This window comes from Nonlabens sp. (assembly GCF_051251825.1).
GTDB lineage: Bacteria > Bacteroidota > Bacteroidia > Flavobacteriales > Flavobacteriaceae > Nonlabens.
Genome location: NZ_JBPOGG010000004.1, coordinates 68,057 through 90,703 on the forward strand (window position 1 = coordinate 68,057; position 22,647 = coordinate 90,703).

Annotated in this window: 16 protein-coding genes; 8 read left to right on the forward strand and 8 right to left on the reverse strand. The window is 35.8% G+C overall.

What is annotated here, in order from left to right:
- The first annotated feature begins 17 nt into the window (after nt 1-17).
- Nucleotides 18-932 (forward strand): lysophospholipid acyltransferase family protein, encoded by a 915-nt coding sequence (locus ACSHWW_RS06665; RefSeq protein ID WP_435681652.1) that lies wholly within the window; start codon nt 18-20, stop codon nt 930-932.
- Here ACSHWW_RS06665 and glmM read toward each other — a convergent pair.
- Nucleotides 892-2,286 carry a phosphoglucosamine mutase gene (glmM, locus tag ACSHWW_RS06670; protein ID WP_435681653.1) on the reverse strand — a complete coding sequence of 465 codons (1,395 nt, stop codon included), beginning with the start codon at nt 2,284-2,286 and terminating at the stop codon, nt 892-894. The genes ACSHWW_RS06665 and glmM overlap by 41 nt on opposite strands.
- A gap of 61 nt (nt 2,287-2,347) precedes the next feature.
- Between glmM and ACSHWW_RS06675 the strand changes: the two genes are divergently transcribed.
- Nucleotides 2,348-2,938, forward strand: a complete 591-nt coding sequence (locus tag ACSHWW_RS06675; protein ID WP_435681654.1) for an ACP phosphodiesterase — start codon at nt 2,348-2,350, stop codon at nt 2,936-2,938.
- Between the two features lie 90 nt (nt 2,939-3,028).
- On the opposite strand, the gene ACSHWW_RS06680 is transcribed toward ACSHWW_RS06675, so the two are convergent.
- From ACSHWW_RS06680 to ACSHWW_RS06710, 7 genes are all read right to left on the reverse strand, one after another.
- Nucleotides 3,029-7,279 (reverse strand): PQQ-dependent sugar dehydrogenase, encoded by a 4,251-nt coding sequence (locus tag ACSHWW_RS06680; protein ID WP_435681655.1) that lies wholly within the window; start codon nt 7,277-7,279, stop codon nt 3,029-3,031.
- Between the two features lie 36 nt (nt 7,280-7,315).
- On the reverse strand, nt 7,316-13,012 hold the full coding sequence (locus ACSHWW_RS06685; protein ID WP_435681656.1) for a GEVED domain-containing protein: 5,697 nt from the start codon (nt 13,010-13,012) through the stop codon (nt 7,316-7,318).
- A gap of 252 nt (nt 13,013-13,264) precedes the next feature.
- A complete protein-coding gene (locus ACSHWW_RS06690) occupies nt 13,265-13,642 on the reverse strand; it encodes a LysM peptidoglycan-binding domain-containing protein (RefSeq protein WP_435681657.1) in 378 nt (125 codons plus the stop codon).
- 146 nt (nt 13,643-13,788) lie between these two features.
- Nucleotides 13,789-14,532, reverse strand: a complete 744-nt coding sequence (locus ACSHWW_RS06695) for a YebC/PmpR family DNA-binding transcriptional regulator (protein ID WP_435681658.1) — start codon at nt 14,530-14,532, stop codon at nt 13,789-13,791.
- 80 nt (nt 14,533-14,612) lie between these two features.
- Nucleotides 14,613-15,542 (reverse strand): hypothetical protein, encoded by a 930-nt coding sequence (locus ACSHWW_RS06700; protein ID WP_435681659.1) that lies wholly within the window; start codon nt 15,540-15,542, stop codon nt 14,613-14,615.
- 58 nt (nt 15,543-15,600) lie between these two features.
- Nucleotides 15,601-15,888, reverse strand: coding sequence for a 4a-hydroxytetrahydrobiopterin dehydratase (locus tag ACSHWW_RS06705; RefSeq protein ID WP_435681660.1), 288 nt, complete (start codon nt 15,886-15,888; stop codon nt 15,601-15,603).
- 7 nt (nt 15,889-15,895) lie between these two features.
- Entirely contained in the window at nt 15,896-16,081 is a 186-nt protein-coding gene (locus ACSHWW_RS06710; RefSeq protein ID WP_435681661.1) for a CsbD family protein, read from the reverse strand.
- Nucleotides 16,082-16,200: 119 nt separating this feature from the next.
- Here ACSHWW_RS06710 and ACSHWW_RS06715 point away from each other — a divergent pair, with 119 nt between their 5' ends.
- From ACSHWW_RS06715 to ACSHWW_RS06740, 6 genes are all read left to right on the forward strand, one after another.
- Nucleotides 16,201-16,959: an autotransporter outer membrane beta-barrel domain-containing protein gene (locus ACSHWW_RS06715; protein WP_435681662.1), complete on the forward strand. Its 759-nt coding sequence runs from the start codon at nt 16,201-16,203 to the stop codon at nt 16,957-16,959.
- A 123-nt stretch (nt 16,960-17,082) separates the two neighbouring features.
- Nucleotides 17,083-17,550 carry an SRPBCC family protein gene (locus ACSHWW_RS06720; protein WP_435681663.1) on the forward strand — a complete coding sequence of 156 codons (468 nt, stop codon included), beginning with the start codon at nt 17,083-17,085 and terminating at the stop codon, nt 17,548-17,550.
- A gap of 10 nt (nt 17,551-17,560) precedes the next feature.
- Complete coding sequence (locus ACSHWW_RS06725; RefSeq protein WP_435681664.1) at nt 17,561-18,256, forward strand: SDR family NAD(P)-dependent oxidoreductase; 696 nt, start codon at nt 17,561-17,563, stop codon at nt 18,254-18,256.
- Nucleotides 18,257-18,359: 103 nt separating this feature from the next.
- A complete protein-coding gene (locus ACSHWW_RS06730; protein WP_435681665.1) occupies nt 18,360-19,682 on the forward strand; it encodes a cryptochrome/photolyase family protein in 1,323 nt (440 codons plus the stop codon).
- A 307-nt stretch (nt 19,683-19,989) separates the two neighbouring features.
- The gene (locus ACSHWW_RS06735) at nt 19,990-21,486 is read left to right on the forward strand and encodes a deoxyribodipyrimidine photo-lyase/cryptochrome family protein (RefSeq protein ID WP_435681666.1); all 1,497 of its coding nucleotides are present in this window, start codon (nt 19,990-19,992) and stop codon (nt 21,484-21,486) included.
- A 100-nt stretch (nt 21,487-21,586) separates the two neighbouring features.
- Nucleotides 21,587-22,465, forward strand: coding sequence for a DUF808 domain-containing protein (locus ACSHWW_RS06740; protein WP_435681667.1), 879 nt, complete (start codon nt 21,587-21,589; stop codon nt 22,463-22,465).
- Nucleotides 22,466-22,647 lie beyond the last annotated feature (182 nt).

The window sequence follows — 22,647 nt, forward strand, 5'->3', positions numbered from 1 at the left end:
TTGTTCAAATTCTTTTTATGCAAGCGATTGCTTTTTACCTCTTTTATCCATTATTATGGATTATTTCAAGACTTCCAGCTAGAGTTGCTTATCTAATTAGCGACTTTGCCTTCTTAATAGTTTATTACCTCATAGGATATCGTAAAAAGGTCATTATTAATAATTTTAAAGTAGCCTTTCCCGATAAAACAGATGCAGAATTAAAAGCGCTATGTAGAAAAACTACACAACATTTTTGCGATAGTTTTATAGAAGTAATCATGTCTATGGGTTTAAGCCATGACGAGATGAGGAAGCGATTTGTTTATACTAATCTAGAATTGATTCATGATTTAAGAGCTAAGAACAGACCTATTGTAGCTATGTTCGGTCATCAAGCTAGTTATGAATGGACCATGTGTTTAGATGGTCAAGTGGATTATAAAATTATTGCAGTGTATAAGCCACTGGCAAATAAGTATTTCAACAATCTCATAGTTTCTATAAGGCAAAAATTCAATTCTACTCTTATAACCATGCGAGAGGCAAGTAATCACATTTCAAAAAGTATATTGAGTGGAGAAATGGCCATGTATGGTTTAGTCGCAGATCAATCTCCTGCGCGATATAGAGCACAACATTTCACTACATTCTTTGGTAAAACGAGTGCTGTATTTATGGGAAGTGAAAAGCTTGCTGTAGCTCACGATACTGCTGTGGTATATCTAGCTGTAGAAAAAGTAAAAAGAGGTTATTATAGCGCAACTTTTCATACCATTACAGAGCATGCAAAAGAAACTAAAGTTTGGGAAATTACTGATTCCTTTTTTGACTTACTAGAAACTCAAATACGCAAACAACCAGAGTTTTACCTCTGGTCGCATAAAAGATGGAAAGCTACTCCTAGTAATGTTAAGCGTACGCCTGTGCTATCGCCTCGAGTTCAGCAATAAAGCGATCGGCAAGTGCATCAGCATCGTTTTGAGAAGGAGCTTCTGTATATATTCTTATGATAGGTTCTGTATTAGATTTACGCATGTGAACCCATTGCGATGGGAAATCAATTTTCACACCATCAATAGTTGTTAATTCTTCACTAGCATATTTAGTAGCAATATCTTTCATGATATCATCTACAGGCATTCCTTTAGTAAGTTGAACTTTCTTTTTACTCATGTAATATTCTGGATAACTAGCTCTTAATTCACTTACTTTCATTTTCTTTTCAGTAAGTAAGGATAAGAACATTGCTATTCCTACTAATGCATCACGACCGTAGTGTGATTCTGGATATATGATTCCGCCATTTCCTTCTCCACCTATCACGGCATTCATGTCTTTCATTTTTTGAACTACATTTACCTCACCTACAGCAGCTGCATAGTATGTTCCACCATGAGCTTCAGTAACATCTCTTAAGGCACGAGAAGATGATAAATTAGAAACCGTGTTTCCTTTTTTATGGCCTAGAATATAGTCTGCACAGGCAACTAATGTGTATTCTTCACCAAACATTTCTCCTTCTTCAGTCATAAAAGCTAATCGATCCACATCTGGATCTACAGTGATACCAAAATCTGCTTTATGTTCTTGAACCGCTGCTGCTAGATCACCTAAGTGTTCTTTTAACGGCTCTGGATTATGTGGGAAATGACCAGTAGGATCACAATATAATTCCACAACCTCTACTCCTAGTTTTTTAAGCAATGCTGGAACTGCTATTCCACCTGTAGAATTCACACCATCTACCACTACTTTAAAATTCATCGCTTTAATAGCTTCTATTTTTGTGATAGGCATTTCAAGCATTAAATCTACGTGTCTATCTATATAATCTGTAATTACTTTTACAGTTCCTAGATCATCTACTTGAACATAGTTGAAATCCTCAGCAGCAGCTGTGTCTAGAATTTTTTGTCCTTCTACGCCATCGAGAAACTCACCTTTATTATTTAATAATTTAAGAGCATTCCATTCTTTAGGATTATGACTTGCTGTAAGTATAATTCCGCCATCAGCATTCTCAGCTGTGACAGCAAGTTCTACTGTAGGAGTTGTACTTAATCCTAAATCAACAATATGACATCCCATACCTACTAAGGTATTTTGAACTAGCGCTTGAATCATCGCACCGCTCAATCGAGCATCTCTACCTATAACGACCGTAGGAGCACTTTTACCAGATGCTTCTTTAATCCATTTAGCATAAGCGCTTGCAAATTTTACGGCATCTAGTGGTGTAAGATTTTCACCTGGTTCACCACCTATAGTACCACGTATTCCCGAAATAGATTTTATAAGAGTCATAGAATTTACTTTACATTTACAGCAAAAGTAAGAGTACTAACTGCCATCTACAACTGCCACCATGAATTATCTTGCACATATTTATCTTTCTGGAAATGATACTGAGTTACGCATAGGTAATTTCATAGCAGATTCTGTGCGCGGAAAAGACTTTTCTATGTTTCCAGAGCGCATCGCACAAGGAATCATTCTCCACAGGCACATTGATACTTTTACAGATTCACATCCTACAGTAAAACTAAGTAAAGACTTGATACGCAGTGAGTATGGTCACTGGAGTAGCGTGATTGTAGATATTTATTATGACCATTTTCTAGCGGCTTACTGGTCTGATTTTCATGATGAACCATTAGATTCTTATGTCCAACAGTTCTATGCAGATTTGAAAAATTACTACGGCGTGCTACCAGAAAAAGTACAGAATTTTTTACCGTACATGGTCGATCAAAATTGGCTCAATAGCTATGCAACTGTAGAAGGAATCTCTCGCATATTCCATCAAATGAATCATCGCACGCGCAATCGCAGTAAAATGAACTTTGCTCCTATTGAATTAGAGAAATATTATAATGAAATGGAGCGACATTTCAGAGATTTTTTTGAAGATCTACAATTCCATGTAAAACAGCAACGTCTTTTTTTAGATCAGTAGTTATTGAAGTTACGCTTTCGCGAAAGCGTGAATCAAAAAAGCCCTTGTAAATTAATACAAAGGCTTTTGAAATAGAATTAGAATTATCGATTATTCAATCACAACCTTATGTGTAACTCTAGAAGAATCGTTAATCAAAGTCAACAAGTACGTACCTTTTACCATCGATTGTGGTAATGATACTTGCGTATTATTTCCATTATAAATTATAGATTGAGATGGAATTGAGATTTCCTGACCTAGCATATTAAATAACTTAATCTCAACATTTTCATCGATTCCAGAAACGTTAATGATGTTATTGCTCGTAGGATTAGGATAAATACTAACCTTATTATCATTTAACACGTTATCTATAGAAAGAGTCGTGTTTGAAAACATAATACGGAATCTATTTTCATCCATACTCGCTGCAACTGCTTGATTTACATTAAAACTATAAACTGTAGCACTACTTGAAGCAATCGCTGTGTACGTGTTCAAATAAGAGTCATAAAGATAAGCTGGAGTGATTATTCCAGTCATATCTATTTTCAAGTTATACTGTAACGCACGGTAATTTGAAGTGTATAGTTCTATCTGTTCGTCATCTTGAATAGACTGTCTTTTCTCGATACTTAATAAATTGTTGTTATTTAAAATCGCTATGTTTTCATCTAGGTTAGTGAATTTGAGTGCATCTTGAGCATCAACTGCATTATTTGCACTGGAATTAATGTTAACTATCGCTGCATCTCGTTCTCTTAGACCTTGAGCAAATTCTGTAGATTCAAATAATTGAATCGCTACTCTTGGATTAATATTAGGAACGCTAAATGTATTTAATGCTTCCTGACTAACTTCCTTATGTGACTCATTAAAAGTCATGCTTGCAGTTCCATTTGCCAGTGTGGTTACAAAAAATGAGGAATGAGGTTGCGCGTACTTATTGAAGTTACTGCTCAAGTTAGTTGAGTTTAATGGAACGTCAACCGTTACATAAGCTCCACGAGTATTTATAGTAGGATCCCAGAAATAAACAAAGTTAGGATTCACGTTTGTAGATGCTGACAATACCTGACTAAGATCCACTGGTGCTTGATAAGGATTTCCTATAAAGTTGAACTGTCCAGTGACACCACTTAAATTAGTCATAGGAGTTGTCCCTACTTTTAATGTTCCTGTAGAACGCAATACGGTGTTAGTAGGTGTAGAACTGTTAGTAGATAAGTCAACGGTACGATCACCTCTTACAAATAATCTATAAGGAGTACCGGCTACAAGATTTGTGTTATCTGTATCCATAGGTGAATTCCAACTCTGTGCAACATTATCATAACCATAAATAGATACATTTCCAGATATGGATTGATCAAAGCCATTTGCGCCAGTTAATGAACCTGTAATATGAGTTCCAAATCCAGCAGCTGTTGATCCACCTTCTTGCCAGTTATCATAAATACTGGTGGTTGTTGTCACAGATGATGATACGAATCTAAATGCTCTTTTTGCAGGAACGAATCGTTCTGTCTTGAAAGTACCATTGATAGTTCCATTTACTTCATCCACAAATGCTGTACCTGTAGCAGTACTTTTAAGTGTTACGAAATTTGCTGAGTTAACCGTTAATGCGCCTGAGTTTGATTCTAAAACTCCGGTTATATCAACGTTTACATTTATAGTAACATCGTTATCAACGTGGAGTTGTTGCACTTCAATATCATTACCAGAAACAGTTTGTGAAGTATTCCCGTTAAAAACAAGTGTACCTGAAGTCGCTGCAATACTTCCAGAATTCACAAGATCACCAGCAACAGATAGCTCATGATTTCCTAAATCCAAAGTCTGTCCACTCTGAATTGTTAAATCGCCTATTTGTGTGATCGATGTAAGTGCTGCATTACCAGTGATTACCGTTGCGTTATCACCGTTTGTAGTAATACCGCTAGGATCAAAAGGTAACCATCCATTTGTATATGTAAAGTCAATCAAGTCTGGTCCACCAGGTGTATTATCGCTTGCACTAGAACTTGCGATTATTTCCCATTCTGCTTCTATCCATACAATAGAATTTGAAGTTGTATTTCTTTTTCTTGTTATTCTACTATTTACATAGTTCCATGGTTCATTGTCACCATCTACTCCTACTTCACCAAATATGTCTATAACATCATAAGTGGAAGTTGTGAAATCGCCATTATAAACTAGCAGGTATGGATCATCTCCTGTTCCACCTAAAACATTATTATTAACGATAATGTCTGCTGTGAGTGGTGCATATTCAGTAGCAAAAGAACTTCTACCTAATACAAAGTAAGCACCAGGTTGTATAATACCAGATAATGCAACGTTATAATTAGTAGGTGGATTACCAGCTGCTTGACGTGCAAGTGAAATTCCCGAAGCTCCTAAATCTACAGCTTCAGTTCCGTAATTGTAAATCTCAACAAAGTTGGAATTATCGTTATTTAAAGTATTTGTTATTTCACTGATATATAGTGTTGGAAATGCTGGAATCGTATCATCTGCGATTGGTCCTGCTGGTGCGGTTAAGTAATCGATATCACTTCCAAAATTACTATAAGAATGGATTTGGAAATGGTATGTAGTTCCTTGAGTAAGCCCAATAAATGAATAACTTTCATTACCTGGCTCTACTTTTACAACCGCAAGTCCATCTGTTAAGTCTGCGTCGATTTCTAAATCTGTACCATCTACAAGTGAAGGTAAATTTGCAACATCACTTGCTGCGGTAATTACATAACCGCTCGCCGGATTAGTTCCGGTTGCATCTGTCCAAGAAAGGTTGATATTTCCGTTTTGTGCTGTTGCAGTGAAGTTAGTAGGTTGATTAGATGGTTCTGGAGAAGAAATATATTGAATTTTTATAACAGCTCCTGGATTTGCTAAGCTAGGTGCAGATACTGAACCTGATGGTCCAGAGGTTGTACCTGAACTGTCTGTAATTGCATAGATAGTAGTCCCGTCTGGAGAAATAGTCATGTCACGGTATCTATCTATAGAAGAATGAAACTCTATAAGATCACCTACTACTCCATCACCTGCAGCGTTCAATTCATATCGATAGATCGTTCCTTTTTTAAGCGTTGGAATTAAAATCGATTTTTTCCATGGTATCTCATTTGTAAGTCCTTGTGGTTCATAAACATCTATACTTGATGGCGCTACCGTAGGCCAGGTTAAAAAACCTCCTTGAGGCACAGTTCCTGATGTACTATTATAAGTTGAAATAGGTGCTTTAAAGTCTGCAGGAGTTGCAAAATCTTCTTCCTGGTGAACTACTGCTCCAGCAGGACAATCATTTCCTCCTATGGTACAGCCGTTAGGATCAGAGGCTTTAATACAGTAATCATATCCTTGATTATCACGGTAGCCAGCAATAAGTGGCCATCCATAGTTTTTACCAGCTATAATAAAGTTGATTTCATCATCCACGCGTTCTCCATGCTCAGACTGGTATAAGTTTCCTAAACTATCAAAGATGATTCCTTGGCCATTTCTATGACCATAACTATAAACGTGACTTCTTACTTTGTCTGTATCAGGTCTATTAGTGTCAGCATTATCAGGAACTGGATTAGCATCTGTAGGTGCAAATGGATAGAATAATGGATTATCATTAGGGACCGATCCATCTAGATTCATACGTAATACCTTTCCTTTATAAGTGGACCAGTCTTGCGCATTTACCATCGCTTGAGTAGGTAAAGCTTGTGCTTGAATACGCTTACATTTATTTGCAAATTGATTCCATCCTAGATCACCTACTGAATAGTAAAGTTTTAAGTCTGGACCTATTTTAAGTCTACCTGCATTATGATCATTACTAGCCTCAATATCTTCAATAATTACTGTGCGTGAATTAGGAACTAGAGTTTTAGTAGTATTATCAAAATCAAATCGTACTATTCTTAATCTTCTAGGTTGTGATGGAGTTGCTACTTCATAATAAGTTAGCGCTAGATATACGTGATTATTGGTCGTAGTAGTCACATCTGTAAATAGGTCTGGATGGATTGCCATTCCCATGAGGCCATCCTGACCAGCATCACTATAGACCTCATTATGCAAATCTATCATTTCAGTTTTTGCACCGGTATCTGGATTTACACGTACAACTCGTTCACCGTAAAGCGTTCCATCATCGTTATCATCATTTGTTGCTCTTTCAGTTATCCACAACCATCCATCTGGACCGTAAGTAATTTCATTAGGAAATGAAACTAATTGATCAGTATTTGCGAGTTTAGTGACTTGCCAATTGTTAGAATCAGTTTCGGGATTTTGAGCTTGTAATAGAGCAGCCACAAAAAGGACTACTAGAAAAATAGTTTTTTTCATCAATAAATTTTTGAAAATGTAATTTTAGGGTAATTGTTATTCAACAGCTAGTTTTACAGTCTGTTGTGTATTATTTAAGTTCATAGTGACTAGATAAATTCCAGTAGAAACTCTAGGGATATTAATACCTGATTGCGGTGTTTCTAGTTCGCTTTCGCGGAAGCTAGCTATCAATTTACCTGATAAATCATAAATACTTAATCCGTCTAATGAACTTTCTAAACCATTAATAAACAAGGTTGAAGATGAATTATCTAAAAAAACAGTTGTTTCATTAAGGTCAAATTGTCCAGATGATAAGGTCTGATTATTAAAAACAATATCAAATCTGTTTTCATCAAGTCCATCCTGGCTGAAGGTAAAATTATAATCTCCAGATTTTAAATCATGGTATGTATTCAATTCATTATCTCTTAACCATACATCTTGATTTACATCAATGTTTGTAAAGTCTGAAGCTACGATTTTATACATTTTAGTAGTAACACCTTTAACAGCTAGATCAACAACTTTATCAATCGTTATATCACTTAAAGCTCTGATTATAAAATTATCACCGTTTGCTGGCACGTACATGTCAGTTTCATTCAAAGTACCCGATGCATAAGCATCATATCCTTTATCATAACCATCTGTAAGCGCTGCGTCAAAACCTATGGCTATTTCACGACTTGCTCCACTGTCTGCAATCAGTTCAAGGCGTAATAATTTAATATTCATATCTTGATAGCTACTTGCATCTTGCGCTGCAGGATTAGTTCCAGGAGCTCCTAAGAATATACTTCCATTAGTTAAAGAACCATCATAGTCTGCTTCTTTCTTGAAAACACGTTGCGAGTTATTGAATTGAATGGTTCCATTATTTTCAACAGTAACAAAGAATCCTTGTGCTACTGGAATGAAAAAACTAGGTCTAACTGCTGGTCCAGCGCCACCATTTAAATATCCTAAACCGTCATATTGTGCTGCTTTTACAGTAGCTAATTTTGTAATAGTAGCATATCCACCTTCATAATAGGCAAGTTGATGATTAGTACCTCTAAATTGATCCCATAAATAAACGGTTCCATCTATAACACCTAAGTTATCATCTATAAACGCTCTCATGTCTATAGCTGATGGATACGGATTTCCTAAAAGCGAAGTAGTATTTGCTCCAGCATTAGGTATTGCAGGAATATTGATAATTCCATTATTAGGTTTCCCTTTAAAAATATATTCTTGAGTGGCTGCTGTAGTACCTGTTCCTTTTTGAGACCAACCATGTCCAGCCTTAATCGCTGTTGTGTTAGGTGCAATTAGTGACCAGTCATTATATGTACTACCATTTAAGAAAGTATATAACCATCTACCACTTAATGTTACTGGAGATGTAACTGGTGGTGTTCCTACTCCAAAACCAGTAAATGAAACTTGTCCTGCAGCATCTTCTAAATCTTTTAAGTAAAAGGAATTATTGTTAGTTGTATTATTAGAAATTCCTACTGGTGAACTCCAGTAATTATAAGAATACACATCAGATACTCCTTGTTGTTTGCGCTCAATTGTTCCACTACTCGTTTTATCCAACTCACTCATATCTGATTGAAGCAATTGTGCGTCACCTTCAAGAATCATTTTACCGTTAAGAATAAAATACCAATCATTTTGAATATGGAATCCGTCGTTGACATTAATCACGCCACCATTATCCACGACCATTCCAGTAAAGCCTAAATCTTTTTGAGCTGTGACATCATGAGAAACTTTGATTATAGAATGTGGGAAGTTCTCGATATCATCTGCATCCCATACATCATTCCTTAATAAAGTAGAACTATTATCTAAGTTTCCATCCTGTATTGTTACATATGGTAATGGTGCAGATTGAGGTAGAATAGATTTAATATTATACATTGTTCCATCTGTAGTCGTTGTTGACTCATCATTTAATTGATCTGCTTTAAGCTGATTAAATGAATAGTAAACTAATAAGTCTGACCAAAGCAAACCAGTGATATCCCTAGGTAAAACCTTTCCTGTTAATTGAACTCCATTTGCCTCTACTTCTTGATGCATAACTCTTCTCAATTGAACAGGTGTAAGCGCTTTATCAAAAATTTTCACTTCGTCGATTCCACCATTAAAATAAGTTCCAGCTGTACCTACGAACTGTGGTACATTCCCGACAGTAAACTTTTCAGTCAATTCAGATTTTATAGGGTCAGTTGCTATGCTTGTATTTGAACCTACCTCTACTCCATTTAAGTAAAGAAATATTTCCTTATTAGTAGTATCAAAGGTTACTGCAACGTGATACCATTTATCATTTTCTATTGCGGTGTCTGAATTAATAGTATAATCACCACCATTATTATTTCTAATTCTTGCAAAAAATGTATTGTCATTTCTCAACCTCATAAATGATTGAAGTTCACCCATAATAAAAGGATTATTTCCACCTTCTTTCATAATCCAACCCATCATAGTCATGTGAGTTAATCCTGAAGTTACAGAATTGGTAGTTTGTATATAATCATTACGGCCATCAAAATCGATGAATAAATCTCTATTAACATCTATAGGTGCACCATAAATAGTGGTGTCATAATCATTACTTCCATCATAAACACCATCACGGTCAGTATCATTAGTTCCATCAACCATTCCATCGCCATCACCATCTTGATCTGCATATAAGGAATTATCAATATCGCTACCATTTGATAAATCATTTGCAGCGTCGTTGCTGTCTAAATCTATATAATCTGGAATGCCATCGTTATCAGTGTCGATAGGTGGCACATAACCTATAGTTCCATGATCTAACTTATCGTTATCGTCATCATTATTATCAATAAGTGGTAATAATCCATCTCCATCGTTTTCATCATCAGCAAGTCCAGAGTCTGTATCTATTCCGTCACCTATTCCATCACCATTAACGTCAAGATCTCCTAATCCATCATATTCTAGGACATCAAAAATACCGTCGTTATCACTGTCTAAATCTAGATAATCAGGAATTCCGTCATTATCAGTATCTCTAGGAGTATGCGCTTCATAGGCGTCATTCATACCATTCCCGTTTGTATCAACCCATTGTGTGTCACCTATCATAGTTCCATCACGATCTGTATCCACATCAGTATAACCAGATGGCAGTCCTAGTTCATAAACGTTAGGAATTCCATCGTTGTCATTATCCAAATCTACCACATCAGCAACACCATCTCCATCTAAATCACATAACTTCTGTGTGATTTTAATATCATCTAGTGCGATATCATTCCCACCACCACCAGGTGAATTATTTACAAATTGAATTATAAAGTCACTTACAGGTAATGATAACGAAGTTCCGTATTCTTGCCACAAAGATTGTGCGCATGAATCATCAAATGGCGCTACGTCACATCTTTCAACGTCGCCAGTATTATACGTTTGATACAATGTTGATTTATCTAAGGAGTAAAAGTTAACTGTGATGTTAGGCTTGATTCTATCGCCACCAAAAACCGATCTTGGACTATCCACATTTAACGCCCAAAATGAATACGTAAATATTGCGTTAGGGATAATCCCAACAATTTCAGTTTCATAAAACACACCTGGAGTGTAGGATGCATTAAATACAGCCATTCTTCCATTTGTGTCTCCTGGAGTGTGATCAAGAGTTTCAGTCCAATAAATATCTGACCATGATGCTAAATCTGGTCCAGTTGCCGATATATCAGTTGTTGAATTACCATCTGAAATAGAATAATGTACTGTGTATTTACCATCTTGTAAATCGGGATTGTTATCACATTCATCAGCACCTTGAGCTGTTGTCCCGTCTTCATAACAGTAAGAGGTTGTAACACCAGGAGTTAAATCATCTATACGTACGCGATTTAATCCAGCTCCAAATGTCTCATTCAAGAAAATTACGTCTGCTGAAGAACTTAATGGATTTATTAAACATACATTCTGTTCATCAGAATCTCTAATTCCATCATTATCATCATCAATATCGATGTTATCAGAAACTCCATCTCCATCAGTATCTGGATATATTTGTTCTCCATCGCCGCTAATCATAAAGTCGTAATTATTAGTGCCTGAAGGAGTCGAATTAGATTTAACTCGAACTAAAGCACTAAAATTTGCTACAGACGTAGGTTCAAATTTTATAGTAAAAATTTCAGATGAACCACTAGGAATAATAGTTGAACCAGCCGGTTGTGACACGATAGTAAATTCTGGAACAGCCATCCCTACAAAACTAATAGGATTCACTCCCAATTTGAGATCAGCTCCACCTGCATTTGTTATTTTAAAAGTACTAATGCGTGAACCACCATTAATATCTACAACTCCAAAATTTGTATGATTGGATGGTGAAGTGGTTGTGTCACCATCAGTAATACCTACATTATTACCACTTAAAGAAGCAGTACGAACAGAACTAGGATTAATGATAACTTCGACTACGTAATCTTCAAATTCTTCATTACTATTTGCTGTATTACCACAAGGATTATTAGCAGAAAAGTACTGTCTTGTCCCAACTCTAAGAATATATTTACCCAAACCTATATTAGAAGGAACTGTAAAACTAGCTGCTGGATAAGGTAATGCTACAGTACCATTAGTATCTACTATTTTTTCATCTGTAGTTACATTAAAAACTCCATCTCTGTTGTAGTCTATGTAAGCAGCCCAACCAGAATCTGAACCATTTGAAATTGCTGTTAGATTAATACTGTAGGTATTGCCAGCAAATACCTTTAAGGTAGGAAGCCCTATATAACTTCCATATCCACCATCATCACCAGATGTATTATTAATTTGACTTCCCGACTCTCCTGCAATAGTTACATTGTCCAAATAATTAAGTCCGTTTGAAACACTAGTTGGGATACATGCACCATAATTAATATTTACATGTACTGTTGCTGTAACACATTGATTAGCTGCATCACACATGGTATAATTAAATGAGTCTGTACCTACGTAATTAGCTCCAGGAATATATTGAAATACTCCATCAGTAATTTCAGTAATTACTCCACCTGATGCTGTAGGAGATGCAGAAATAAGAGTATAGTCTTCTCCATCACTTCCATTACTAGATCCTATATTGTCATTAAAACTTACGTCTATTCTATTATCTGCTCCTGGATTAGAATTAAGCAAAACAGAAAGTGAATCATCTGTAGCTACAGGATTGATAGGTTGAAGAATATTCAAGGTGTAATCTTCAGTCTCTGCACCGTTATTGTAAACATAACAAGGGCTTTGATCCATCCAGTAATCATTTGTTCTTATTCTCAATCGATAAGACCCAGGAGTAACTCCTAATGGAATTGTGTAGTTATAATTGAAATTCTGCCCATCTGGACCACCAGTAGTTCTATATACTAACTCATTTTGATCAAAAAAGTCGCCGTCATCGTTAAAATCTATAAAAATAGAAAACCAGGATTGTGGTGGGAATCCACTCCATTCATCAGAATCAGTTTTAAAAGAAAAAGTGTAAGTGTCACCAGATGTTAAAGTCGCAGCTATTGAAGTAAAGTCGTTGTAACCGTTTGCACTAAAAGAAGTTGAGTTATTTGATAATTGAGAACCGATTGAAAAATCGTCTATATAAATTCTATCAATGTTATTAGTTACTAATGGCTCACAATAAGTTTGAGCCTTTGCAATTACTGATTGCAAAAGAACAAGAAGAAAAATAAAGCCTACCCTACGTAATTGACTATTCATATTATTGGTTTAAATAACTGTACAAAGATATTTCACCTTTCAATTAAGTAGGAATACGTGTAGGAATTGATAAATGAATTCGATAAAAGGACACTTAATGACGTTGAAATGATATAATCAGACCAAAATGTTCATGTAGTTCAACGATATAATTTTAATTTTATCAGAATTATAACCATCGTTAAAAATATTATGTAAGAAAAAAGGGCTTTTAGTTTCCTAAAAGCCCTTCTAAATAATTAGTTTTTAATACTATAAGTTAGGAATTACTAACTCTTGTCCTGGATGAATTACATCTGGATTTTTAAGTACTCCAGTGTTTGCAGCAAAAATTTGCTTGTACTTCATAGGATCTTTAAAATATTTCTTTGCAATAAGGCTTAGTGACTCACCACTTTGTACAGTGTGACGTGCATAAACAGATCCGTCTGCTACTTTAATGTCTGCCATTAAGTCGCTAGGATTTTCTCCACCTACCTTTTTAATTTCATCCCATAACAAATCCTTCTCGTATGGAGTCGCTGCTGTTCCTTTAATTTCTAATTTATCTCCGTTTACTTGAACATCACCATCTTTCATGTTCAATTTCATACCTAAATCTAGGACGCTTTGATATTTTGCTTTTACCATTTTTATTTTTTAAATTATTAATGTTTTAAAGTTAAGAATCATTTGTTAATATTTCAATAATTTATCTTAAAATATATTACAATCGATGAAATGTGCACAATGTTCTTTAATATACGCTTTCGCGAAAGCATAATTCTTACATTTACTTACTCTTCATCTTTCATGGTCGTGTAAACATTGTTCACATCATCATCTTCATCTAGTTTTTCTAGAAGTTTCTCAACATCTTCACGCTGCTCTGCTGTTACCTCTTTCTGCATAGTAGGAATATATTCAAAATCTGAACTTAGGATTTCGTGACCTAATTCCTCGAGACCTTTTTGTAAAGCTCCATAATTTTGAAACTCTGCATAAATCATAATTCCGTCTACAGAATTATCATCATCCTCATCTCTTTCATCTAGGAACAACTCCTCTGCACCAAAATCAATTAATTCCAGTTCTAATTCCTCTAAGTCCAAGTCACCGGCAGGAATTCTAAAATGACATTTATGGTCAAACATAAATTCTACAGAGCCTGATGTACTCAAGTTACCATCACACTTTGTAAAATAACTGCGCACGTTTGCAACGGTTCTATTATTATTATCTGTTGAAGTTTCTACTAGAATAGCAATTCCATGTGGTGCATATCCTTCAAATAGTACGGTCTCATAATTTGCCGTATCCTTATCTGTTGCTTTTTTAATCGCACGTTCTACGTTTGCCTTGGGCATATTAACAGCCTTTGCATTCTGGATTACCGCACGCAGCTTAGAATTAGATTCAGGATCTGGTCCACCTTCTTTTACTGCAATCACTATATCTTTACCTATTCTGGTAAATGCCTTAGACATAGCGCTCCATCTTTTCATCTTACGCGCCTTGCGGAATTCAAATGCTCTTCCCATTTAATGTGGTTGTTTTGTGTTAAAGTTCAAATTTAAGATTCTCAACTTATCCTTGCAAGAGAAAATAATGTCCTTAATTATTATATCGGTTTTACCTCAGACCTTAAATAGGTTTGAACCGCTGTGGACCAATTATCATAAGCTTCTCTCCTATTTACATTATACCAAGTTTTGGCTTTATTAAATTCCTCAGTTTTTCTTACTATATCAGATCGATCATTAGTTTCATAAGCTTTTAGTATAGCTATAATCGCTGGAGTATGATTTATAAAATCGTCAGTAAATGCCTTTTGAAAATCTAGAAAAGACTTTTGCAATTGCTTGCTATCACTAGGTGTATTTAATTTTAAAACTATAAATCTATTATCATCAATCACCATTTTCAAATCTTCTAGTCTTGCATTAAATTGTTCTGGAGATAATTGAATAACATCTTGCCACAAGTAGGCTTCGGTTTCCTTTAATAGTCTGGCAAGTGCGTTTACATTATTATAGTAATCATAGACATTTATAGTATGTTTCATTTGTTGTGCTTGGGCACTTTTATTACTCTCAATCTTTAAATCATACTTGTTACCATATGCTAGAACCGCATTATCATAATCTGTACGTAATTGAAACATCGCCTTTCTGATTTTACTTAAAATATAGGCTTTGTCTACAGCTGGTGGTTCTTGCTTATCAGATTTTAAAAGTTGCATAAAATCTTTATTTACGATTGCAATATTTCCCTTTAAGTAATTAATTGTTGCACGCTGAAAATCTTCATCATAAGGCTCTTGCTTTACCACATAACGTAGTGACTTATTGAGGACATTTTCTAGTTTTTTACGCTGGCCATTACGTTTCTGATAATCATCTTCTTGCGTATATGTGTACATGTAATTCCAGGTTTGCTCTACCACGTCGGCATGGTGACTGTCTATGAACTTGAGATAACTAGTCGCAGTGTCATAACGCTGTGCAGTGGCATTTATACTTACTAAAAGGAAAAGAAAAATATATCGCATAAAAAAACAGCTGTTCATTTAATTGAACAGCTGCAATATTACAAAATGAATGCCAGTTTTACTCGTCGCCCACGATATGCTCTATGGCCGCTGCGAGTTTAAAGTCATTTTCAGTAAGACCGTTTACATCATGTGTACTCAAGGTTATTTCTAGCGTATTATAAACATTGTGCCAGTCTGGATGGTGCTCCATCTTTTCTGCCTCTAGTGCTATACGTGTCATAACAGAGAAACAATCCATAAAATTGTCAAATTCAAATGTCGTGTGGATCGCATCATCATAATAATCCCATCCTTCTACATTCTCTAAATGCTTGTATACTTGGTCTTCAGTTAATTTTTCCATTGTGATTTTATTTATCGTCAAAGGTATTTTTAATTTTCCTTTTAGCCTCACCTAGACCTTCTTTAATTTTACCTTTCACTTGATCAGCTTTACCTTCAGCCTCAGTAGATTTGTCGTCTGTGAGTTTACCAAATTCTTCCTTAGCTTTTCCTTTAGTTTGATCCCATTTTCCTTCTAATTCTTTGTCGCTCATGATAATATGTTTTAAGATTTACTCAAATTTAATCACGCTTCCGCGAAAGCGTAGCCAATAAAAGCTTAATCATTATCTAAAATTTTCCCAATGAGAAACGTAACTCCTATCTTTGATTCATGAAAAATATAGCACTACTCCTTTTATTAATCAGTTCCATTGCATTCTCACAAGATGAACTCACACAAGTTTCACCTAGAGAAGCTGTTCACCTGAGAGAAATTCCTCGTCACAATATGTTGCTAGAGTTAGGTGTCACACAACCTACTGGTGATTATGGAGATATCGCTAGAGCTGGATTAAATATAGGAATAGATTACACCTATCAAGTGAATAAATTCTTAGGGCTTTCGGCAGGAATAAGACATCAGTACAACCAGTTCGGTTATCTAGATAGCGATGTGGATGAGAACAATTTTATAACAAGTAATAACTACACCACAAATAGTGTAGCGATAGGACCTACATATAGTTATACTAAAGGTCGTTTTCAACTTGATACCTTTTTTAAAGGTGGCGTTGCTTTTTATAACAATCCCGATAATCGAGTGGTGAACGGTGATCCTCAAGACTCAATCGTAGAAGTTTTATATACATCTGACGCGGCAAACTCTAAATCTTCAAGTGCTTACATTGAAGGTGGATTGAGGTTTAATTACTATTTCCGCAGGTCTGTTCAAGTGTTTTTCTCACCACAATACAGTACGAGCTTAGGTAATCCTATAGGTTATAACTTTCAAGGTGCTGATAGTACAACCATGACACCACAAGAAGTAAAGACAATTAATACTTCAAATTTGATGTTTAACTTTGGAATTAAAATTGCCCTTTCTCCTGAATATTCTAGCGGTGAATATCGCGATGACAGTGAGGACTAATTTAATTTTTGAATAGAATGGAGCTATTATAAAAGCTCTTTATATTCAATTTCTGTATAATTTAACAAACTCTTACTATTCTTACTTTGTTTAATGTTTAACTTTACAGTCTAAACAAAACAAGTGAAATTATACCAACATTCTGCCCAGCAAAAGTTACCAATATCTTTAGATGAAGCATGGAAATTCTTAACCGATGCTAATAATCTTAAGCTACTTACTCCACCAGAGTTGGAGATGAAAGTCCTTTATGGTACTGAGCGCGGTATGTATCCAGGACAACTCATCGAGTACTCTGTAAAACCACTACCGCTCTACCGTACCAATTGGGTAACGCACATTACACAAGTTCAAGAAAAGGAGTTTTTTGTGGACGAGCAAATGTATGGACCGTATGCTACATGGCACCACAAACATTTTATTAAAGAAATTCCAGGCGGTACGTTAATGGAAGACTTAATTCATTACCGCTTGCCACTAGGTCTCTTAGGTAAATTAGGAGCACCATTTGTTAAAAAGCAGTTAGAGGAAATATTCCGCTTTCGCGAAAGCGCACTCACTAAACACTTCGGAGAATTTAAAAATCAATAGAACTTAAAACATGTCTAAAAATATATTACTCATAGGCGGAAGCCACGGAATAGGAAACGCAATTGTACAACACGTACATGAAGGAAATAACGTGTATGTAGCATCACGAGAAAACGAGAACTTACCTAGCGGTGTGATTCACATACCATTTGACGCACTAACTGAAGAGCTAGACACTGCACAGCTACCAGAATCGCTTGACGGATTTGTTTACTGTCCAGGAAGCATCAATTTAAAGCCTTTCAAAATGCTCAAGCAAGAGCACTTTGAAGAAGATATGGAAATCAATTTCTTTTCATTAATTAAAGCGACCAGAACGGTACTGCCATTATTAACTAAAAACGGAACGAGTAGTATCGTTTATTTTTCAACCGTAGCTGTTGCCACTGGAATGCCGTTCCACACTAGCGTTGCTGCTGCAAAAGGCGCCATTGAAGGTTATGCTCGAGCACTTGCTGCTGAGTATGCGCCGACTGTAAGAGTTAACGTCATCGCTCCATCACTAGTTGATACACCACTTGCAGGTCGTTTGTTAAACAACGATGCTAAGAAAGAAAAAATGGGAGAAATGCATCCATTAAAACGTGTAGGAACTCCAGAAGATATTGCTGGTCTTGCAGTATTCTTGTTGAATCAAAATGAAGGCTGGATTACTGGGCAAGTGATAGGAGTTAATGGAGGAAAAGGTTCTTTGAGTTTAGGGTAGATTATTAGCAAGAGAATAATTTAACAATTCAATTTCCAATGTCAGTTCGAGCGCAGTCGAGAACAGCTTAGAAGCATTATTAGCTGATAATAAAATAATTAAAATGAATAAAAAAGTAAACATATTCTGGTTCCGTAGGGATTTGAGATTAGATGATAATGTAGGTTTTCTAGAAGCTTTAAAAAGCGATTTACCTGTGTTACCTATTTTTATTTTTGATAAAGATATTCTCGATCACTTACCAGAAGATGATGCTCGTGTAACTTTCATCTTTGAAGAATTACAGCGCATGCGTGATACGCTTCAAGAGCAGCATGATAGTTCACTAGCTATGTTTTATGGAAAACCAGAGAAAATCTGGAAAGAAATTCTTAAAGATTTTGAGGTAAACGATGTGTATACTAATCGAGATTATGAACCATACGCACTAGAAAGAGATAAGAAACTTAAGACGTTTTTTAAAGACCATAATGTTGACTTCCATACTTTTAAAGACCAAGTTATCTATGAAAAAGATGATGTGGTAAAAGGAGATGGCGATCCATATGTAGTTTATACACCTTATAAAAATAAATGGTTGGAATACTTCCGTAACGAAGTAGGAAAAGCAGAAAACCTTACCATTCACTACACGGCAGATTATCTCGATAATTGCATTAAAAACAGTCGTTTACCTAATCTAGCTTTATCTGATATGGGATTCAAAAAGTCCCAAATAGAAATTCCAGACTATAATGTAAAACCTACTCTCATAGAAGATTACGAAAAAACGAGAAACTATCCTGCCATAGAAGATGGAACTTCTCGATTAGGTGTTTATTTAAGATTTGGCGTTGTGAGCATACGTAAGATGATGAAAAAAGCAGATCTAGCCGAGGAAAAGACCTTTATGAGTGAATTGATTTGGCGTGAGTTTTTCATGCAAATTTTATATCATTTCCCTGAAACTACAGATAATGCATTCCGTTCTAAATACGACCGCATCGAATGGCGTAATAATGAGGAAGAATTTGAAAAATGGAAAACAGGACAAACGGGTTATGCTATAGTCGATGCTGGAATGCGTGAACTCAATGAGACAGGACACATGCATAATCGTGTGCGCATGCTGGTAGCGAGTTTTTTATGCAAGCATCTATTGATAGACTGGCGCTGGGGCGAGCGCTACTTTGCCGAAAAATTATTAGATTTTGAACTTTCTAGCAACGTCGGTAATTGGCAATGGGCAGCAGGAAGTGGTGTTGATGCAGCACCATATTTTAGAATATTTAACCCTATCACCCAAAAAGATAAGTTTGATAAAGGTTACAAGTACATCAAACAATGGGTTCCAGAGTTTGAAACCAGTAATTATGTAGATATGATGGTAGATCATAAAGAAGCACGAGAAAGATGTTTGAAGACATACAAAGAAGCGGTAGCGTAATAGCTTTAAACTTTGAAAATGTAAATAGGAAAAACGCATTTCGAGAGCTTCAATGCTCAGATTTATTTGCTAATCAAATGTCAATAGTTTTTTTAAAAATAGAACCTCTTTGTTTCCGCACCTTTAGAGTTGGGGAACGAAAACTAGACAAATATCACACCGAAACCTTTCCCTAGCCCTAAAGGGTAAGTTTCTTTAAAGAAAACAAATGTCAGTTCGAGCGCAGCCTGCCTGCCGGCAAAGGCAGGTCGAGAACAGTTCAAGAAGCTCAAAAGCTATTTTAAATTAAAAACCAGAAATTCAAAACTTGAAACAATCCATTAACATCGTCTGGTTTAAAAGAGATTTGAGAATTCTCGACCATGAACCGTTGTGGAAAGCGTGCCAGTTTAAAGAACCAGTACTCCTACTCTACATTTTTGAGCCCATGTTGTTAAACGATCCTCATTACAGTGAGCGACATTTTAACTTTATCAAACAATCGCTAGAGAACATGAATGAAAAGCTTGTTGTGATTCCTACCCGAGTATTAACCATTGAATCAAATACACTTAGTGCTTTTCAAAAGATCCATGATCTCTGCAACATTAAAAATGTATTTTCTTATCAGGAAACTGGATTGCTCAAGACTTATAAAAGAGATATTGAAATTGGTAAGTATTTTAAAGGTTGCGGTATTAGTTGGCAAGAGAGTATTTCAAATGGTGTAGTACGTGGCCTTAAAAATAGAACCAACTGGAAAGAACACTGGATTCACTTCATAAATGCAGACTTGCAACATCCAGATTTTGATAATGCTACTTTATTGAGCATCAGAGCACTTGAGGAACTTGAAAACAACTTTAAAGTTGTGAACTTAAACACGACAAAATCTACAGTTTTTCAACCTGGCGGCACTACTACTGGACTAAAATACTTTGATAGCTTTCTCAAAGATCGTATCACAGGATACAATCGTTATTATTCCAAACCTCTCACGAGTCGGCAGCACAGTAGTAGGTTATCTCCTTACATTGCTTGGGGAAATGTGAGTATACGTATGGTGGCACAAAAAGCTAGTGCCGCAAAACACTATGTAAAGGATAAAAGAACGCTTAATTCGTTTCTTTCTAGGCTGCGCTGGCAAGCCCATTTCATTGAGAAATTTGAAATGGAATATCAAATGCAGCAGCGCAGTGTTCACAGAGCTTACCGCAATCTCAATAAAGAAGTTAACCCAACATACCAGAAAGCATGGCGAGAAGGAAACACAGGTTATCCGCTAGTGGACGCGGCTATGCGCTGTTTAAACGCAACAGGATTTATCAACTTTAGACTGCGTGCTATGTTGACGGGATTCTTTACACATCACTTATGGCAACCATGGCAAGACGCTAGCAATCATCTCGCTTCTCAATTTTTGGATTTTGAACCTGGAATACACTATCCACAATTGCAAATGCAAGCTGGAGAAACTGGAATCAACATCGTGCGTGTTTACAATCCAGTAAAGAATAGTCTAGACCACGATCCAGATGGTGTTTTTATTAAAAAATGGGTTCCAGAACTAGCTGACTTACCTCTACGCTTTGTGCATGAACCTTGGAAAATGACCGCGATGGATGAACAGTTCTTAGACTTTAAATTAGGTGTGGATTATCCTGTCCGGTTGGTGGAGAATACGCTTTCGCGAAAGCGTGCTCAAGACATACTCTACGGCATACAAAAAAATATCAAGAACAAAGCAGAATCACGTCGCATCGTTGCTAAACATACCAATCCTGATCGAGAAATATGGCCTGGTGGTGATGAGTTAAGAGGATGATTATTTAATTAACTTTAAACAAGATCATTAATAAATACATTAAGAAGCCAAAAAGTAATTATATTTTTACATTCTTTATTGAACAAACTAAATAACAAACATGGCTTCAGGATTTTTTGCATTACTAGATGATATCGCGGTTCTTATGGATGATGTAGTGGTGATGAGTAAAGTCGCAACTAAAAAAACTGCTGGGATTCTAGGAGATGATCTTGCTGTTAATGCAGAGAAAGCTTCGGGATTTGTTTCTTCTCGTGAGATTCCTGTGTTATGGGCGATTACTAAAGGTTCTTTTATCAATAAGCTTATTATCTTGCCTCTTGCTTTTCTATTAAGTGCATTTGTGCCTATTGTTGTTACCATTATATTAATCTTAGGAGCAATCTATCTGGCTTATGAAGGAGCTGAGAAGATTTATGAATATGCATTCCCACACGCTCATCCTGAAAACAAAATAATTGCTAAGGAACTAACCGAAGAAGAAATCTTAAGCTTAGAAAAGGATAAAATAAAATCTGCTATTCTTACTGATTTTATACTATCTGTAGAGATTGTGATTATTGCGCTAGGAACTGTTCTGGAAGAATCTATTACTACACAAATCCTAGTAGTTACTGTAGTGGCTATTCTTGCTACTGCAGGTGTTTATGGAATCGTTGCGCTTATCGTGAGAATGGATGATTTAGGTTACAGACTTATCAAATCTAGTAAAAGCGAAAAAAGCGTAGCCAAAACAATAGGAACATTTCTCGTAAACGCATTACCATGGATTATTAAAAGTTTAGCGGTTATAGGAACTATAGCTCTACTCTTAGTCGCTGGCGGAATTTTCATTCATAACATGGAATATTTACATGACCTATTGCACAGCTTACCATCGATTGTTGCTGAATTCCTAGTCGGACTTGTGGTTGGGATTATTGCTGTTGCTTTAGTGAAACTGTTTCAAAAAGTGTTTTTGAAGGAGAAAGCCGTTTAATTATTCTCGATTCAATTGAAAAAAGTGATTGATAGATGAATAACTATTTAATTTTAATAATTGGAATTATCATCGTTGTAATAGGGTTTAGAGCTTTCCCCTATTTTGATAATAACAAAGACACAATTAACAATGAACCACAGAAGCTTTTTAATATCGCCATTCTAACGGTATTTTTAGGA

Excerpts from the sequence above, each read along its gene's own strand:
- ACSHWW_RS06665 (WP_435681652.1), top strand. The coding sequence starts at position 18 with ATGCAAGCGATTGCTTTTTACCTCTTTTATCCATTATTATGGATTATT.
- glmM (WP_435681653.1), bottom strand. The coding sequence starts at position 2,286 with ATGACTCTTATAAAATCTATTTCGGGAATACGTGGTACTATAGGTGGT.
- ACSHWW_RS06675 (WP_435681654.1), top strand. The coding sequence starts at position 2,348 with ATGAATTATCTTGCACATATTTATCTTTCTGGAAATGATACTGAGTTA.
- ACSHWW_RS06680 (WP_435681655.1), bottom strand. The coding sequence starts at position 7,279 with ATGAAAAAAACTATTTTTCTAGTAGTCCTTTTTGTGGCTGCTCTATTA.
- ACSHWW_RS06685 (WP_435681656.1), bottom strand. The coding sequence starts at position 13,012 with ATGAATAGTCAATTACGTAGGGTAGGCTTTATTTTTCTTCTTGTTCTT.
- ACSHWW_RS06690 (WP_435681657.1), bottom strand. The coding sequence starts at position 13,642 with ATGGTAAAAGCAAAATATCAAAGCGTCCTAGATTTAGGTATGAAATTG.
- ACSHWW_RS06695 (WP_435681658.1), bottom strand. The coding sequence starts at position 14,532 with ATGGGAAGAGCATTTGAATTCCGCAAGGCGCGTAAGATGAAAAGATGG.
- ACSHWW_RS06700 (WP_435681659.1), bottom strand. The coding sequence starts at position 15,542 with ATGCGATATATTTTTCTTTTCCTTTTAGTAAGTATAAATGCCACTGCA.
- ACSHWW_RS06705 (WP_435681660.1), bottom strand. The coding sequence starts at position 15,888 with ATGGAAAAATTAACTGAAGACCAAGTATACAAGCATTTAGAGAATGTA.
- ACSHWW_RS06710 (WP_435681661.1), bottom strand. The coding sequence starts at position 16,081 with ATGAGCGACAAAGAATTAGAAGGAAAATGGGATCAAACTAAAGGAAAA.
- ACSHWW_RS06715 (WP_435681662.1), top strand. The coding sequence starts at position 16,201 with ATGAAAAATATAGCACTACTCCTTTTATTAATCAGTTCCATTGCATTC.
- ACSHWW_RS06725 (WP_435681664.1), top strand. The coding sequence starts at position 17,561 with ATGTCTAAAAATATATTACTCATAGGCGGAAGCCACGGAATAGGAAAC.
- ACSHWW_RS06730 (WP_435681665.1), top strand. The coding sequence starts at position 18,360 with ATGAATAAAAAAGTAAACATATTCTGGTTCCGTAGGGATTTGAGATTA.
- ACSHWW_RS06740 (WP_435681667.1), top strand. The coding sequence starts at position 21,587 with ATGGCTTCAGGATTTTTTGCATTACTAGATGATATCGCGGTTCTTATG.